This window comes from Thioclava sp. NG1, assembly GCF_003122275.1.
GTDB classification, from domain to species: Bacteria; Pseudomonadota; Alphaproteobacteria; order Rhodobacterales; family Rhodobacteraceae; genus Thioclava; species Thioclava nitratireducens.
Window position 1 is genome coordinate 203,716 of record NZ_QFBB01000003.1, and the last position, 15,912, is coordinate 219,627.

The following is a 15,912-nucleotide window of genomic DNA, read 5'->3' on the forward strand; positions in this document are numbered from 1 at the left end:
CCAAGCCGAAGACAAGACGCGCGCCCCGCAAGGAGCGCGCGTTTTTTTGGGTTACTCCTCGCCGCCGTCAAACTGGGCGACGCGGGCGCCGGCCTTGTTCGTGGTGACGACGCCGAGCGATTTGAGCTTGCGGTGCAGCGCCGAGCGCTCCATGCCGACGAAATTCGCGGTGCGCGAGATGTTGCCCCCGAAACGGTTGATCTGGGTGAGCAGATATTCGCGCTCGAACAGCTCGCGCGCCTCGCGCAGTGGAAGCGTTGCAAGCGCGCCGCCCAGAACGATGCGCCCCTCATCCGCCGGGCCTTCCTGGCCGGGCAATTCGCGCGCCTCGATCACGCCCGTGCCTTCCCCGAGGATCAGCACCCGCTCGATCACGTTGCGCAGCTGGCGGACGTTGCCGGGCCACTCCATCGTCTGCATCAGCGCCGCCGCCTCTTCCGAGATTTCTCGCAGCGGCAGGCCTTGGGTCTCGTTGAAGCCGCGCAGGAAATGGTCGGCCAGAAGCGGCACGTCCTCGCGGCGCTCGGAGAGCGGCGGCACCTCGATGGGCACCACGTTGAGCCGGTCGTAGAGCTCCTGCCGGAAATGCCCCTCGCGGATCTGTGCCGTCAGATCGCGGGTCGTCGACGAGATAACCCGCAGGTCGACGCGGACCTTGTCGGCCCCGCCCACACGCAGAAATTGCTGCTCGGTCAAGACGCGCAGGATCTTCGACTGCGTGCCGAGCGGCATCTCCGCCACCTCGTCGAAATAGATCACGCCGCCATGGGCCTGCTCCAGCAAGCCCTTCTCGACGCCGCGCTCGGGCGTCTCGCGCCCGAAGAGGACCTCTTCCATCCGGTCGGGCTCGATCGAGGCGGAATTGACCGTGACGAAGGGCCCCGCCGCACGGGTCGAGAACTGGTGGATGTAGCGCGCGGCCATCTCCTTGCCCGAGCCCGGCTCGCCCGTCAGCATCACCCGGCCGTTGGACTTGGTCACCTTGTCGAGCTGATCCTTCAGCCGCCGGAACGCCGCCGAGTCGCCGATCATCTCGCCCGAGGACATGTCGCGGCGCTTGAGCGTCGAGTTCTCGCGCCGCAGCCGCGCCGTCTCCATCGCGCGGGAGATCACCACCATCAGCTGGTCGATGTTGAACGGCTTCTCGATGAAGTCGTAAGCGCCCTGCTTGATAGCCGCCACAGCGATCTCGATATTGCCGTGGCCCGAGATGATGATCACCGGCACGTCCGGATTGTCGCGCTTGACCGTCTTGAGGATGTCGATCCCGTCCATCTTGCTGTCCTTCAGCCAGATATCGAGGATCATCAGCGCCGGTTCCTGCGCGTTGATCTCGTCCATGCACTCGTTGGAATTCGCCGCGAGGCGTGTCTTGAAGCCTTCGTCGCGCAGGATGTCGGCGATCAGCTCGCGGATGTCTTTCTCGTCGTCGACGATCAGAATGTCGCTCATGTCACTTCCCCGGGGGCTTCGCCCCTCTCCTTGATGGCTCTGAGCGCTGCTCGGGCGCGTGGGAGCCTGATTTCGGCGAGCGCCCCGCGATGGGCGCCCTCTACGAAGGCGGGCGCGTCGCTCAGCGTCAACGTTCCACCATGTTCCTCGATGATCTTCTTGACGATGGGAAGACCCAGCCCGGTGCCTTTCTCGCGCGTCGTCACGTAAGGCTCGAACAGGCGCGAACGGTCCGGCGGCAGGCCGATCCCGTTATCCGCGATATGGATCGTCACGTGATCAGAGGCGACTTCCATATCGAGGCGTACCTCGGGCGCGTAGCCTTCCTCCACGTTCCCTTTTTCCGTATAGGATTCAATCGCTTCGCCCGCGTTCTTCACGAGGTTAGTCACCGCTTGCGAAATCATCGTCGCGTCCAGTTCGACGATCACCGGCTCGGTCGGGACATCCGTCACCAGTTTCGCGCCATGCAGGCTGTCTTGCTGCAAGGTCGCCGCATCGCGCACGAGCTGCGCAAGATCGTGATCGGCACGGTCGGGCTCGGGCATCCGGGCAAAGCGCGAGAACTCGTCCACGATGCGCCGCAAGTCATTGGTCTGGCGCACAATAACGCCGGTAAGCTGATTGAGCGTTTCTAGGTCTTCGCCCTCGGTCATCTTGCCGAACTTACGCTTGATCCGTTCGGCCGAGAGCTGGATCGGCGTGAGCGGGTTCTTGATCTCATGTGCGATGCGCCGCGCCACGTCGCCCCAGGCCGCCATCCGCTGCGCAGAGACCAGATCGGTCACATCCTCGAACGCGACCACATAGCCTTCGGGCGTGCCCAGATCGTTGCGTCGAACGGCCATGCGCACCAGCAGGCTCTCCAGCCGCCCGCCGCGCGAAATCCGGATTTCCTCCTGCGCAACTTCATTAAGACCGTCCTGCAACTTGTTGTAAATCGACAGAAACTCTGGAACGGCGGTTGCAAGGTCGCGGGAATGATCGCTCACGCTATTGAGCGCCAGCAACTGCATAGCTGCCCGGTTCATGAAATCGATCCGCCCGTCGGCATCGAGTCCGATCACCCCCGAAGTCACCGAGGACAGCACGGAATCGAACAGGCGACGGCGTTCTTCCGTCTCGCGGTGGTTCTCCATCAGGGCCATGCGCTGGCCCTTCAGTTGCCCGGTCATGCGGTTGAACGCCTCGCCAAGCGTCGCGATCTCGTCGTCGCCCTCGGCCTCGATCACCCGCGCGTCCAAATCACCCGCGCCGACCCGCTCCGCCGCGGCGGCGAGCCGCCCGATCGGCCGAGACAGGCGCTCCGCGAACCACAGCCCCATCCAGAGCGCGGCGAGGATCAGGATCAGCGCGAAGCCGAAATAGACCAGCCCGAATTCGAAGATGACGCGACCGCGGGCGCTCTCCAATTGCTGATAGAGCGTCACCGTCTCGCGCGTCTTGTCCAGCAGCGCGAGAATCTGCCCATCCACCTTGCGCGAGATATACAGATACCGATCCACGAAAGCGTCGAGCCGGATCAGCGCGCGCAGTTCCGAGTTCGGCCAATCCTCGATCAGCACCGTCTCGCCCTTCTGCGCCTCGACGATGTCACGCGGAGAAGGTTCTTCGTAATCAAAGAGATAAGAGCGATCGCCGCGCGCGATGATGCGCCCCGTACCGTCGATCACATAGGCCTCTTTCACGCCGCGCTGGATGCCCGCCTGCCCGGTAATGAGCAATTCGCGCAGCTCGCCATCCGACATGAAGGTCGACGCCTGCCGCCGCAGGTCGAGGAAATTCGCGAGCGCCCGGCTGTCCTGCACCAGATCGCGCTTGTGCTCGGACTGATAGGCCTCGGCGGCCTGAAGCGAGGTGCCGACGACCGAGCGCACGCGGTCGGAAAACCACCCCTCGAGGCCGATATTCACGGTAAGGAACGCGAAGACTGCGACGAGGATCGTCGGCACCAGCGCAATGCCCGCGAAAACGCCCGTCAGGCGCAGGGTGAGCCGCGAGCCGGCGGAATGGGCGCGCCGGGCTGCGATGATCTGCACCAGCCGCATCAAAATCAGACCGGCGAGCAGCAGAAAATAGACGAAATCGGCGAGCAGGATCAGGCGCAGCGCGGTGCTGTCCGCCCCCTGTCCCAGGGGGCCGAGGACGATAAAGGTCGCAATCGCGAGCGCCGGGCCAAGCACCACCAGGCCGAAGGTGAACAGGTTGCGGACCCGCTTCTGGCGGCGAAAGCGCGCCAAACGGTCCCAGCCTGAGCGATATGCCGTGCTGCCCTGCACCAATGCCCCCTCATTCCGGGCTGAAGCTCGCGAATCCGTTAGACGGAAAAGCCACAGGCCCCTGTTGCGGGTTTACATCAGTTTGCGGCGCCGTGTCACCTGAATATCCAGATCAGTGATCTTTTTCCGCAACGTATTGCGGTTGATGCCGAGCAAATCGGCACATCTGGCTTGATTGCCGCCGGTTGCATCCAAGGCGATTTCGATCAGCGGCGCCTCCATTTCCTTCAAAATCCGGTCATAGAGGCCCGGCGGTGGCAGCGTGCCGCCGTGAAGGTCGAAATAGCGCCGCAGGTGGCGTGCGATGGAGGAGGACAACTTCTCGCCCTCGCCGCCCTGACGTAGCGGCTCGATCGCGGGCTGGTTGCCCAGCACGAATTCCGCCTCGGCCCGGGTGATTTCCTCTTCGGGCGAGGTCACGGCAAGCCGGCGGATCGTGTTCTCCAGCTGGCGCACGTTGCCGGGCCAAGAATAGGCGCGCACGAGTTGCAGCGCCTCGGGCGTGAAACGGCGCAGCCCCAGCCCGTCACGCTCGGCGCGGGCAAGGAAATGCTCGGCCAGAAGCGGGATATCCTCGACCCGCTCGCGCAAGGACGGCACGTTCAGCGTCACGCCGCCGAGGCGATAGAACAGGTCCTGACGGAACTTGCCCGCCTCCATCAGCCCCGCGAGGTCGATCTGTGTCGTCGCCATGATACGCGGTGCGGGATCGGGCAGCGCGTCGAGCATACGCACGATCCGCGCCTGCGTCTCGTCGTCGTAATCGCCGACCTCGTCGAAAACGAGCGAGCCACCTTTGGCCTTCGCCACCAGTGCCGCGGGGCCGTCCGCGCCCTGCAGATCGCCTGCCTGCGCCACCACGAAGGGAAGCGTGCGGCGGTCGGAAAAGTCGTGAATAGCCTTCGCGATGAGGGACTTGCCGGTGCCGCTCTCACCCGCGATCAGCACCGCGAGATCGGCATTCATCACCCGCGCAACGAGCCGGTAAAGCTCTTGCATCGCAGGCGTGCGCCCGACCAGCGGAAGATCGCCCGCATCGGCGCGTCCGTCGATCTCGCGCGGCGCGGTCGGACTGCGGCGCTTCTGCTCCAGCGCCTTTTGCGCGCGCTTCATCAGGTCGGGCAGATCGAACGGTTTGGGCAGATAGTCGTAAGCCTCGGCCTCGGCCGCCTGAATCGCGGTCATTATCGTGTTCTGCGCCGAGATCACGATGACCGGCAGGCCGGGACGCTCCTCGGATATCTTCGGCAACGCCTCCAGCCCGTTCCCGTCGGGCATCATGACGTCGGAAATCACCAGATCACCCTTGCCCTCTTCGACCCACCGCATCAGCGTCACGAGCGAGGCCGTGGCGTGAACCTTGCAGCCCGCACGGGTCAGCGCCTGGGTCAGAACGGTGCGGATTGTGCGATCGTCATCCGCGACAAGTACGGTGCCGTCCATGGATCAGGCCTCCTTCGGCGCAACGGGAAGTGAAATGCGAAACCGGGTCTTGCCCGGGACCGAGTCGAGCGTGACCCAGCCGTCGTGATCATTGATGATCTTCGAGACAAGGGCGAGACCGAGCCCGGTCCCGTTCTCGCGACCCGAGACGAAGGGCTCGAAGATCTCGTTGGAGATTTCCGGCGGAATACCGGGGCCGTCGTCGATGATCTCGATCTGCAGCGGCAAGGGCTGCCCCGATCCATCGGCGCGACGCAGACGCAGGCTGTGTTCGTAGAAGGTACGGATCTTGATATTCCCAGCTCCTTCAGAGGCTTCTGCGGCGTTTTTCAACAGGTTCAGGAAGACTTGAGTCAACTGATCCGCATCGCCCAGCGTCGGCGGCAGCGAGGGATCGTAATCTTCCGTAATCGCCATATGCGCGCCGAAACCCACACCTGCGGATTTGCGTGCGCGGTCGAGCACGTCATGGATATTGACCGGCTTCTTCTCGGGCGCACGGACATTGCCGAACTGTTCGACCTGCTCGAGTAGCTTCACGATCCGGCGCGTCTCGTCGACGATCAGGTCCGTTAATTCAAGGTCTTCTCCGGACAAGTTCATGCCCAGAAGCTGGGCCGCCCCGGCGATCCCGGCGAGCGGGTTCTTGATCTCATGGGCCAACATCTCCGCCATACCGATGGCCGAGCGCGCCGCCGATTTCACGAGACTCGCGCGGCCCAGCCGGTCAGCCAGCTCGCGCGGCTCGATCAGCAGCAACACCCGGTCGGGGTCTTCGCCCACCGGCGCAGCCTGAAGGTTGCATTGCACTGGGGCTTTCTCGCCCGTCGTCAGCTCGACATCGTTAACGAAGAGAGAGGCGCGGTTCTTCCGAACCCGGTAGAAGATTTCCTCCAAAGGCGCCGAAATCGCGAGCCTTTCACCGATCGCCTTACCCCGCAGCGCCTTGGCAGAAAGGTTAAGGAACAGCTCGGCGGCCGGGTTCACCTCGTCGACAAGATCATCGCCGTCGATCAGCAAAGCCGGGGTCGGCAGCGAAGTCCAGATTATGCCGGGGGCCGGAAGGTTCATGCGGCGCACCTTTCGCCGAAAGCGCGCTCGATTAGCGCCAAGGTCGCCTCCGGCGTTTCGCTGACCATCATCTCGGCGCGCAGCGGCGCGTTCGCCGCCTCGCAATACCAGCCCAGATGCTTGCGCGCGAGACGCAACCCGAGATCACGGCCGTAGAAGCTCAAGATCGCCTCGTAATGTTCTGAAATATAATCGCAAAGAGCGTTTCCGTACGGAACCTGCGGCTTCGGCGATCCGAAGATTTCATGACCGATTTCAGCCAAGCGCCATGGTGCGCCCTGCGCCCCACGCCCGACCATCACACCCGCCGCGCCCGATTGTGCAAGCGCTGCGCGTGCGGAACTCGCATCGACCACGTCGCCATTGGCGATCACCGGGATCGAGACCGCCTCGACCGTCTCGGCAATCGCCTCCCAGTCGGCGTTGCCTTTGTAGAACTGCATCCGAGTGCGCCCATGCACGACGATCATCTTCACGCCCGCAGCCTCTGCCCGGCGCGCGATCTCGGCCGCGTTATGCGTATCGTCACACCAGCCCAGCCGCATCTTCAGTGTCACCGGCAGATCGACCGCGCCCACCGTCGCCTCGATCAGACGCAGCGCGTGATCTGGATCGCGCATCAGCGCCGAGCCCGAGGCCCCGCCCGTCACCTTCTTGGCCGGGCAGCCCATATTGATGTCGATGATCCGCGCCCCCATGCCGGCGACCATTTTCGCGGCTTCGGCCATCGGCTCGGGCTCACGGCCCGCCAATTGCACCGAGGTCGGCAGCTCCAGCCCCATCTCGACCCGCGCCTTCGCGCGCACGGAGGGCTTCGCCGTCAGCATCTCACCCGAGGCCACCATCTCGGACACGACGAGACCCGCGCCGAAGCGCGCCACCATCCGCCGGAACGGAAGGTCGGTGATCCCCGCCATCGGCGCGAGGAAAACCGGAGGGGTCAATGTGATATCGTCGAGAACCAAATTCTGCGGCACGGAGACTGTCCTGTTACGCGTCTTCCTTCGAATTAGGCGTTTGACCAAAGAATCACAATTGCGTCCAGCCTTTTTTAGGTGGGAAAATCAGCATCCGCCTATTTTTTAATCACCGGTCCGTGGCCAGTTGTCACATCCCGCAGCGTCTCGCGTCCAGCGGCACCGATTGCGCAAAGTCGCGTCTTCGCCTAAGCCCTTGGGCGATCAGGGAGGCGCCATGAGCAACGCCATCATCATCGTCGCCGCCGGGCGCGGCACCCGCGCCGGCGGAGAAACCCCGAAGCAATGGCAGAGCCTCGCGGGGCAGCCGGTGCTGGCCCATACCGTCGCCGCTTTCGAAGGCATCGGACGCATCGTCGTGGTGCTGCATCCCGAGGACATGGCGCGCGGCGTCGCGCTGTTTCAGGGCAAGGTCGCGCTGTGTGCGGGCGGTGCCAGCCGCGACGCCTCGGTGCGCAATGCGCTTGAGATGCTGGAAGGCTCGGGCGTCGAGAAGGTGCTGATCCATGACGGCGCGCGCCCGCTGGTGAGCCGCGCAGTGATCAACGGCGTGCTCGAGGCGCTGGACAGCACACAGGCGGCAGCTCCCGCCCTGCCCGTGTCGGATGCACTCTGGACCGGCGAGAACGGTCAGGTCACCGGCACGCAGGACCGCAACGGGCTCTACCGCGCGCAGACCCCGCAGGGCTTCGATTTCGACGCGATCCTCAGCGCGCACCGCGCCCATCCCGGCGGGTCCGCCGATGACGTGGAAGTGGCCCGCGCGGCGGGTCTATCGGTTGCGATCACGCGCGGCTCGGAGGACAATCTGAAGATCACCTACCCGGAGGATTTCGCCCGGGCCGAGAGACTGTTGGGAGACAAGATGGATATCCGTTTGGGTCATGGTTACGACGTGCACGCGTTCGAGCCGGGCGATCACGTGACGCTCTGCGGGGTCGCGGTGCCGCATGACAAGAAGCTCAAGGGCCATTCCGATGCCGATGTCGGCATGCACGCGCTGACCGATGCGATTTATGGTGCGCTGGCCGAGGGCGATATCGGGCGGCATTTCCCGCCATCGGACCCGCAATGGAAGGGCGCGGCGTCCGAGATTTTCCTCGACCACGCGGTGAAACTGGCCGAAGCACGAGGCTTCCGTCTGGGCAATGCCGATGTCACGCTGATCTGCGAGCGTCCCAAGATCGGCCCGCATGCCACTGAAATGGCACAGGTTCTGGCGCGCATCATCGGGATCGAGCCGGGCCGGATCTCGGTCAAGGCCACCACCTCCGAACGTCTGGGCTTCACCGGGCGCGAGGAAGGCATCGCCGCCATCGCCACTGCCACGCTGATCAAGGAGTAACGCCATGCTGCGCGCCATCAACACGGTCGGATTTGTCGGCTTGCTGAAACCCGCGCCGGGCACCTGGGGCTCGCTGGTGGCGGTGCTGGTCGGTTGGGCGATCGAGCATTGGCTCGGCTTTTTCCCGCTGGTGATCGCCACGGTCGCGGTCACCGCACTCGGCTTCTGGTCGGTGCGCGCGCAACTGGGCGACAGCAGCGACGACCCCTCCGAGATCGTCATCGACGAGGTGGCGGGCCAATGGGTGGCGCTCCTGTTCCCGGCCTTTGGCTTCTGGCAGCGCGGCCTCTCCACCGGCGTCGATCTGCATATGGTCTGGCCGGGCCCGGTCGCGGCCTTCCTGCTGTTCCGGCTGTTCGACATCTGGAAGCCGTGGCTCGTGGGCCGCGCCGATCGCCGCCATGACGCGACGGGCGTGATGCTGGACGATATCTGGGCGGGGGTCTTTGCCGGGATCGTGTCGATCATCCTCGCAGGGCTCTATCACATCGTCTTTCTGGGCATGATGGGATGAGCCGCGCCTCCGACGTTCTCGACGCCTGCAAGGCGCGCGGTCTTATGGTCGCCACCGCCGAGAGCTGCACCGGCGGCATGGTCGCCGCAGCCCTTACCGATATTCCGGGATCGTCGGCGGTGGTGGAGCGCGGCTTCGTCACCTACACCAATGACGCCAAACGCGAGATGCTGGGCGTCAGCGCGGAAAGCCTCGACGCCCATGGCGCGGTCTCCGAGGAGGTCGCGCGCGAGATGGCCGAGGGCGCGCTGCGCCACTCCCACGCCCAGCTCGCGGTCGCGATCACCGGGATCGCAGGCCCCGGCGGGTCGGAGTTCAAACCCGAGGGCCGCGTCTGCTTCGGCCTCGCCCGAAACGGCGCCGAAACGCAGGTCGAGACAGTCGAATTCGGCGCGCTCGGCCGCGACACCGTGCGCGAGGCGGCCCGCGATCATGCGCTGAGCCTGCTGCTGCGAGCCGCCAAAAGCTGACTCACTTCCGCCCATCAATCGCGCATACCGGGAAAAATCTGCCCAATTTGCGCGCAGTTTCCAAAGTGACGCGCATTTGAGCGGCCTGCGCGGAAATTGTCCCTTTATTGCGCGCGGCGCTTATGGCCCCTGCCCCTCCAGAGGGATTTCCGAGGAGGATGTGAGCAAATGGAAGCGGGGATGAACGCGGCCGATACCGCGTGGATCATGGTGGCGACGGCGCTGGTCTTGCTGATGACGCTGCCGGGGCTGGCGCTGTTCTACGGCGGGCTGGTGCGGGCGCGCAACGTGCTGTCGATCTTCATGCAGTGTTTCTCGATCGCCGCGCTGATGAGCGTGCTGTGGCTGCTGTTCGGCTATTCGATCGCCTTCGGGGACGCCAATGGCTACTGGGGCGGTCTGGGCAAATTTGCGCTGCTGGGCGTGACGCCCGACACGCTGTCGGGCTCGATCCCCGAGATCGTCTTCTTCGCTTTCCAGATGACCTTCGCGATCATCACGCCCGCCCTGATCGTCGGCGCCTTCGTGGAGCGCATCAACTATGCCTTCGTGATGGCCTTCACCGGGCTCTGGATGCTGCTGATCTACGCCCCGGTCACGCATTGGATCTGGGGGGGCGGCATGATGTCGGATGGCGGCATCTGGGGCGCGGTCGGCACCCGGGATTTCGCGGGCGGCATCGTGGTGCATGAAACCGCGGGTCTTGCAGCCCTCGTGCTGGCGCTGATGATCGGGCCGCGCGCCAAGCGCACCACCCCGCCGCACAATCCCGGCATGGTCGCGATGGGCGCAGGGCTCCTGTGGGTCGGCTGGTTCGGCTTCAACGGCGGCTCGGAGCTGGCGGCCGATGGCGTTGCCGGCATGGCGATCACCGTCACTCATATCTCCGCCGCCGCCGCCTCGCTCAGCTGGGCGCTGTGGGAGCGCATCAAGTTCGGTCGCGCCTCGATGGTGGGCCTCGTGACCGGCACGATCGCGGGGCTCGCCTCGATCACCCCGGCCTCGGGCTTCGTGGGTCCGATCGAGGCGCTGGTGATCGGCTTCGCCGCCGGGATCATCTGTCAGGAATTCGTCGTGCTGATCCGCGAGAGGCTTCATGTCGATGACAGTCTCGACGTCTTCGCGGTCCATGGCGTGGGCGGCATCTTCGGCACGATCATGATCGCGGTCTTCGGCCATGGCAGCTTTGTTGCCCAGCTTGGCGCGCTGGCGGTGGTGGGCGTCTTCACCGTCGCAGGCAGCTGGGCGCTGGCGATGCTGGTGCGGCTCGTCTTCCCGCTGCGCGTGAGCGAGGAGCACGAGACCAACGGGCTGGACCTTTCCACCCATGGCGAACGCGCCTACGACATGAATTCCTGATCGCGGGGCTTTGAACGGGAACGCAAAAAGGCCGCCCCGAGAGGCGGCCTTTTTCGTGGCGCGGAACGAACGGCGCGGCGCTCAGCCCTTCGGCCCGTACAACTCCTCTGCGCGCTTCTCGAAGGCACGCACGATCCGCTGCATCGCCTCGTTGAAGACGACCCCGATCACGCCCTGCAGGATCGCGTTCTTGAACTCGAAATCGACGTGGAAATCCACCTCGCAGGAGCCGTCCTCGCGATCGGTCATCCGCCAGTGGCTGTGCATGTATTTGAACGGACCGTCGATATATTCGGTCTCGATATGATGCTCCTCGGGATGAAGCACCACGCGCGAGCCGAACTTCTCGCGGAACACTTTGAACGAGATCACCAGATCGGCCAGCATCAGGATCGAGCCGTCCGGACGCTCCTCGCGCGAGCGCACGCGGGCGGCGGAATTCCACGGCAGGAATTTCGGATAGCTCTCCACATCGGCCACAAGATCGTAGATCTGCTGCGCGCTATAGGGCATGACCCTGTTCTCGTGATGCTTAGGCATGTCTCTCCCGTTTTCTTGCGCCTCTTGATGCGCTAAAGCTAAGCCCGAGTTCAAGCCCTACAACCCGTTTCGAGGCCCGACATCATGACGCAGCGCCCCTATGTGATCGACCAGATGATTTCGGCCAAGCAGATCGCGGCCCGAGTCGAGGAATTGGCGGCCGAGATCACCCGGACCTTCAAGGGCACCGACAAGCTGGTCGTGGTGGGGCTGCTGCGCGGTTCCTTCGTGTTCATCGCCGATCTGGTGCGCGAGATCGACCTGCCCGTCGAAGTCGACTTCCTCGAGGCTTCGAGCTACGGCGACGCGATGACCAGTTCGCGCGAGGTCCGCATCCTGAAAGATCTGCGCGCGGGCATCGAAGGCCGCGACGTGCTGGTGGTCGAGGATATCGTCGACACTGGCTTCACTCTGCACCACGTGATGGGAATGCTGCGGGCGCGCGAACCGGGGCGGATCGAATCCTGCGCGCTGCTCGACAAGCCGTCGCGGCGCGAGGTCGATGTGCGCGCCACCTGGACCGGGTTCGAGATCCCCGATGAATTCGTCGTGGGCTACGGGATCGACTTCGCGCAGCGGAACCGCAACCTGCCCTATATCGGCAAGGTGCGCTTCACCGGGGAAGCTTCGTGAATTACACGTGGCTGCTGCGCATGGCGCGGTGGGCACGGCGCCCTCCTTCGATGACGCAGGTGAAGATCGTGGCGGTCGTGGCGCTCGCCGTGATCGCGATCGTTGTCATTGAAAAGCTTGGATATTGGCCGGACTGGGCGACGGTGAACCCGCGCGCCTTGCGCGCTCCCAGACCCTGAGGCCGCGGTCCCTCTTCGGGCTTGTGAAATATCCCGGGGGGTGAGGCGGGAAAGGCGGCCTTCCAGTGGAAGAACGCCCCGCCGAACGCCCGACGCGCAAGCGACGGGCCGTGACGCGCGGGGGCAGCGCCCCCGCCACGCCAGTTTTACAGCGACGAAATGCGCAGCAGACGCGCGATCTCGCCGACGATGCCGCGGCGGAACAGCAGCACGCAGGCGATGAAGGTCGCGCCGATCACCACCTGCACCCACGAGCCGATGCCCGACAGGAAGTGCTGCAGCGTGACCACGATGAACGCGCCCACGACCGGGCCGAAGATCGTGCCCATGCCGCCCAGAAGCGTCATCAGGATCACCTCGCCCGACATCTGCCAATGCGCGTCGGTCAGCGAGGCAAACTGGAACACCAGCGCCTTGGTCGAGCCCGCAAGCCCTGCCAGACCCGCAGACAGCACGAAGGCCAGCAGCTTGAACCGGTCGACGTTGTAGCCCAGCGACAGCGCGCGCGGCTCGTTCTCGCGGATCGCCTGCAGCACCTGCCCGAAGGGCGAATGCACGATGCGGTAGATCGCGAGGAAGCCGACCAAGAAGATCACGGCCACGAAATAGTACATCGTGATCGGATCGCTGAGATTGAAAATCCCCAGCAGGTTGCCGCGCGGGATGCCTTGCAGGCCGTCCTCGCCGCCGGTGAAGGGCATTTGCAGCGCGAAGAAATACACGATCTGCGCGAGCGCGAGCGTGATCATCGCGAAGTAGATGCCCTGCCGGCGAATGGCGAGCGAGCCCACGACCCAGCCCATCGCAGCCGCTGCGAGCGTGCCAGCGATGATGCCCAGGATCGGCGGGAAGCCCCAGACCTTCAGCACATGGCCCGCGACATAGGCCGCACCGCCGAAGAAGGCGGCATGGCCGAAGCTCAAGAGGCCGGTGAAGCCGATCAGCAGGTTGAAGGCGGCCGCGAACAGCGCGAAGCACAGCAGCTGCATCACGAAGACCGGGTAGAGGAAGAAGGGTGCGATCGCGAGGAAGCCCAGCAACACCACCCAGAACACAGCCTGCACCATGCGGCCGCGCTTGTGGGTCTGGGGGCTGACGTCTTCCTGTTCGAATTCGCCGATTTCGCTCGTCGTGCTTGTCGTATTGCTCATGTCTTCACCCTCACCCTTGACGTCCGAAGAGGCCCGACGGGCGCACCAGAAGTACGATCACCATCAGCAGGAAGATCACCGTGTTCGCGGCGGGCGCGTAGAAGACCTTGGTCACGCCCTCGATCAGCCCCAGAGAGAAGCCGGTGATCACCGCCCCCGCAATCGAGCCCATGCCGCCGATCACGACGACCGCGAAGATCACGATGATCAGGTTCGCGCCCATCAGCGGGCTGACCGAGTAGATCGGCGCGGCCAGCACGCCTGCGAGCCCCGCGAGGCCGGTGCCGAAGCCGAAAGTCAGCATCACCATCAGCGGCACGTTGATCCCGAAGGCTTTCACCAGTTCGGGGTTCTCGGTGCCCGCGCGCAGCCGTGCGCCGATCCGGGTCCGCTCGATCACGTACCAGGTCACGAAGCAGACCACGATCGAGAAGATAATCACGAAGAGGCGGTATTTCGGGAACATCATGAAGCCGAGATTGGTCACGCCCTTCATGCTCTCGGGCATCCCCGGATAGGGCGTGCCGGAGGCGTTGAAGTAATTGATGAACAGGCCCTGCAGCACCAGCGTGATCCCGAAGGTCAGCAGCAGCGAGTAGATCGGGTCGAGCTTGTAGAGCCTGCGCAGCAGAAAGCGCTCAATCAGCATCCCGAAGCAGGCCACCAGGAGCGGCGCGAGGATCAGCGCCGGCCAGAAGCCGATATGCAGGTCCGCCATGCCGATCCACTGACCGACATAGGAATACAGGATCAGCGCGAGGAACGCGCCCAGCATGTAGAGCGCGCCATGCGCGAAATTGACCACGTTCAAGAGGCCGAAGATCACCGCGAGCCCGAGGCTCAGCATCGCGTAGAACACGCCGTTGTTTAGGCCCAGCATCCCCTGGGCAAGAATAAGTCGGATCATCGGATCCATCGGGGTTGTCCTCCCTGTCGGGTCTCGGGCGCCTGAGCCCGGCCCGGTTTCTCGTTACACGCTCAGGTAATGGTTCAGCCGGTCCATCGAGGCTTCGACCTGATCGGCTTCGATCACGTCGATCACCTCGCCATGTTCGATGACGTAATGGCGGTCGGCGAGCGGGGCTGCGAAGCGGAAGTTCTGCTCCACCAGAACGATCGTGTAGCCGCGCGATTTCAGATCGCGGATCACGCGACCCAGCGTTTTCACGATCACGGGCGCAAGCCCTTCGGTGATCTCATCGAGCAGCAGCAGCCGCGAACCGGTGCGCAGGATACGCGCGATGGCCAGCATCTGCTGTTCGCCGCCCGAAAGCCGCGTGCCCATCCGCTTGCGGACATTGGCGAGGTTCGGGAACATCTCGAAGAGTTCCTCCACCGACATGCCGCCCTCGCCCACGCTCGGCGGCAGCATCAGGTTTTCCTCGACATTGAGCGAGGCGAAGATGCCGCGCTCTTCGGGGCAATAGCCGATCCGTGCATCGGGCGAGATCTTGTGCGTGGGCTTCGTCAGAAACTCCTCGCCATTGATCTTGATCGAGCCTTCGCGGCGATCGACCATACCCATGATCGAACGCAGCGTGGTCGAACGGCCCGCGCCGTTGCGGCCCAGAAGGGTGATCAGCTGCCCCTCGCCCAGTTCGAGATTGATCCCGTGCAGGACGTGGCTCTCGCCATACCATGCGTGCAGATTCTCGATCTTGAGCATCGGTTTGGTCATGGTTGCGGTGCTCATGCGACCTCCTCCTGCTCGTCGGCGGAGACGCCCATGTAGGCCTCCATGACTTGCGGGTTCTTCGACACTTCGGAATAGGGCCCTTCGGCCAGCACTTCGCCGCGCGCCAGCACGGTGATCGTGTCGGCCAGTTCGGCCACGACGCCGAGGTTATGCTCCACCATCACGATGGTACGCCCCTCGCGGACACGACCGATCAGCTCGGTCACGGCGCCCACGTCCTCGGTGCCCATGCCCTGGGTCGGCTCGTCGAGCAGCATCAGCTCGGGCTCCAGCCCCAGCGTCGTCGCGATCTCGAGCGCGCGTTTGCGGCCGTAGGGCAGCTCCACCGCTTTGAGATGGGCGAAGTCCTTCAGCCCCACCTGATCGAGTGCGGCGACGGCTTTCGCGTCGAGGTCGTGCAGCACCGATTTGGAGCGCCAAAACTGATAGCTCACGCCCAGCGAGCGTTGCAGCGCGAGGCGCACGTTTTCCAGCGCCGTCAGGTGCGGAAAGACCGCGGAAATCTGGAACGACCGAACGATGCCCATATTGGCGATCTCGGCGGGTTTGCGATTGGTGATATCGCGGTCGTTGAAGAGGATCTTGCCCGACGTGGGCGTGATGAATTTCGTCAGCAGGTTGAACATCGTGGTCTTGCCCGCGCCGTTCGGGCCGATGATCGCGTGAATGGCGCCGCGCTTGATGCGCAGGTTCACGTCATTGACGGCCACGAAGCCGCCGAAACTCTTGGTCAGGTTCTTGGCCTCGAGAATGATATCGTCGCTCATGGTCTCGCTTTCGGACTGATACGCAGGCGCAGGGCG

At 64.3% G+C, this 15,912-nt stretch carries 16 protein-coding genes; 6 read left to right on the forward strand and 10 right to left on the reverse strand.

The genetic code is table 11. The features are described 5' to 3' along the window. Nucleotides 1-51: 51 nt before the first annotated feature. The 5 genes from ntrX to dusB form a co-directional block, all read right to left on the reverse strand. The gene (gene ntrX / locus DEM26_RS06520) at nt 52-1,452 is read right to left on the reverse strand and encodes a nitrogen assimilation response regulator NtrX (protein ID WP_075774910.1); all 1,401 of its coding nucleotides are present in this window, start codon (nt 1,450-1,452) and stop codon (nt 52-54) included. Continuing rightward, entirely contained in the window at nt 1,449-3,731 is a 2,283-nt protein-coding gene (locus DEM26_RS06525) for a sensor histidine kinase NtrY-like (RefSeq protein WP_088719364.1), read from the reverse strand. The genes ntrX and DEM26_RS06525 overlap by 4 nt, the downstream gene beginning before the upstream one ends. A 72-nt stretch (nt 3,732-3,803) precedes the next feature. Continuing rightward, the gene (locus DEM26_RS06530; RefSeq protein WP_075774911.1) at nt 3,804-5,174 is read right to left on the reverse strand and encodes a response regulator; all 1,371 of its coding nucleotides are present in this window, start codon (nt 5,172-5,174) and stop codon (nt 3,804-3,806) included. Between the two features lie 3 nt (nt 5,175-5,177). Then, the gene (locus DEM26_RS06535; protein ID WP_109171981.1) at nt 5,178-6,245 is read right to left on the reverse strand and encodes a two-component system sensor histidine kinase NtrB; all 1,068 of its coding nucleotides are present in this window, start codon (nt 6,243-6,245) and stop codon (nt 5,178-5,180) included. Continuing rightward, nucleotides 6,242-7,162 carry a tRNA dihydrouridine synthase DusB gene (dusB, locus tag DEM26_RS06540; RefSeq protein ID WP_088719363.1) on the reverse strand — a complete coding sequence of 307 codons (921 nt, stop codon included), beginning with the start codon at nt 7,160-7,162 and terminating at the stop codon, nt 6,242-6,244. Before dusB ends, DEM26_RS06535 begins: the two co-directional genes overlap by 4 nt. A gap of 277 nt (nt 7,163-7,439) precedes the next feature. Here dusB and DEM26_RS06545 point away from each other — a divergent pair, with 277 nt between their 5' ends. The 4 genes from DEM26_RS06545 (at nt 7,440) to DEM26_RS06560 (ending at nt 10,910) form a co-directional block, all read left to right on the forward strand. Continuing rightward, a complete protein-coding gene (locus tag DEM26_RS06545) occupies nt 7,440-8,567 on the forward strand; it encodes a bifunctional 2-C-methyl-D-erythritol 4-phosphate cytidylyltransferase/2-C-methyl-D-erythritol 2,4-cyclodiphosphate synthase (RefSeq protein ID WP_109171982.1) in 1,128 nt (375 codons plus the stop codon). A 4-nt stretch (nt 8,568-8,571) separates the two neighbouring features. Further along, a complete protein-coding gene (locus DEM26_RS06550) occupies nt 8,572-9,081 on the forward strand; it encodes a phosphatidylglycerophosphatase A family protein (RefSeq protein ID WP_109171983.1) in 510 nt (169 codons plus the stop codon). Continuing rightward, the gene (locus DEM26_RS06555) at nt 9,078-9,551 is read left to right on the forward strand and encodes a CinA family protein (protein WP_109171984.1); all 474 of its coding nucleotides are present in this window, start codon (nt 9,078-9,080) and stop codon (nt 9,549-9,551) included. The genes DEM26_RS06550 and DEM26_RS06555 overlap by 4 nt, the downstream gene beginning before the upstream one ends. A 180-nt stretch (nt 9,552-9,731) precedes the next feature. Next, nucleotides 9,732-10,910 (forward strand): ammonium transporter, encoded by a 1,179-nt coding sequence (locus tag DEM26_RS06560; RefSeq protein WP_075775123.1) that lies wholly within the window; start codon nt 9,732-9,734, stop codon nt 10,908-10,910. Between the two features lie 81 nt (nt 10,911-10,991). Here DEM26_RS06560 and DEM26_RS06565 read toward each other — a convergent pair whose 3' ends face one another. Beyond that, the gene (locus DEM26_RS06565) at nt 10,992-11,450 is read right to left on the reverse strand and encodes a type II toxin-antitoxin system RatA family toxin (protein WP_088718543.1); all 459 of its coding nucleotides are present in this window, start codon (nt 11,448-11,450) and stop codon (nt 10,992-10,994) included. A gap of 84 nt (nt 11,451-11,534) precedes the next feature. Between DEM26_RS06565 and hpt the strand changes: the two genes are divergently transcribed. Both hpt and DEM26_RS06575 read left to right on the forward strand, forming a co-directional pair. Next, nucleotides 11,535-12,083, forward strand: a complete 549-nt coding sequence (gene hpt, locus DEM26_RS06570) for a hypoxanthine phosphoribosyltransferase (RefSeq protein ID WP_088722830.1) — start codon at nt 11,535-11,537, stop codon at nt 12,081-12,083. Then, entirely contained in the window at nt 12,080-12,262 is a 183-nt protein-coding gene (locus DEM26_RS06575; protein WP_078550189.1) for a hypothetical protein, read from the forward strand. The genes hpt and DEM26_RS06575 overlap by 4 nt, the downstream gene beginning before the upstream one ends. Nucleotides 12,263-12,408: 146 nt before the next feature. Here DEM26_RS06575 and DEM26_RS06580 read toward each other — a convergent pair whose 3' ends face one another. The 4 genes from DEM26_RS06580 to DEM26_RS06595 all read right to left on the reverse strand — a co-directional run bounded on the left by DEM26_RS06580 (nt 12,409) and on the right by DEM26_RS06595 (nt 15,876). Beyond that, nucleotides 12,409-13,329 (reverse strand): branched-chain amino acid ABC transporter permease, encoded by a 921-nt coding sequence (locus DEM26_RS06580; protein WP_088719361.1) that lies wholly within the window; start codon nt 13,327-13,329, stop codon nt 12,409-12,411. 94 nt (nt 13,330-13,423) lie between these two features. After that, entirely contained in the window at nt 13,424-14,329 is a 906-nt protein-coding gene (locus DEM26_RS06585) for a branched-chain amino acid ABC transporter permease (RefSeq protein WP_075774919.1), read from the reverse strand. 54 nt (nt 14,330-14,383) lie between these two features. Next, nucleotides 14,384-15,091 (reverse strand): ABC transporter ATP-binding protein, encoded by a 708-nt coding sequence (locus DEM26_RS06590; RefSeq protein WP_199224642.1) that lies wholly within the window; start codon nt 15,089-15,091, stop codon nt 14,384-14,386. A gap of 11 nt (nt 15,092-15,102) precedes the next feature. Further along, nucleotides 15,103-15,876 carry an ABC transporter ATP-binding protein gene (locus tag DEM26_RS06595; RefSeq protein ID WP_075774921.1) on the reverse strand — a complete coding sequence of 258 codons (774 nt, stop codon included), beginning with the start codon at nt 15,874-15,876 and terminating at the stop codon, nt 15,103-15,105. Nucleotides 15,877-15,912 lie beyond the last annotated feature (36 nt).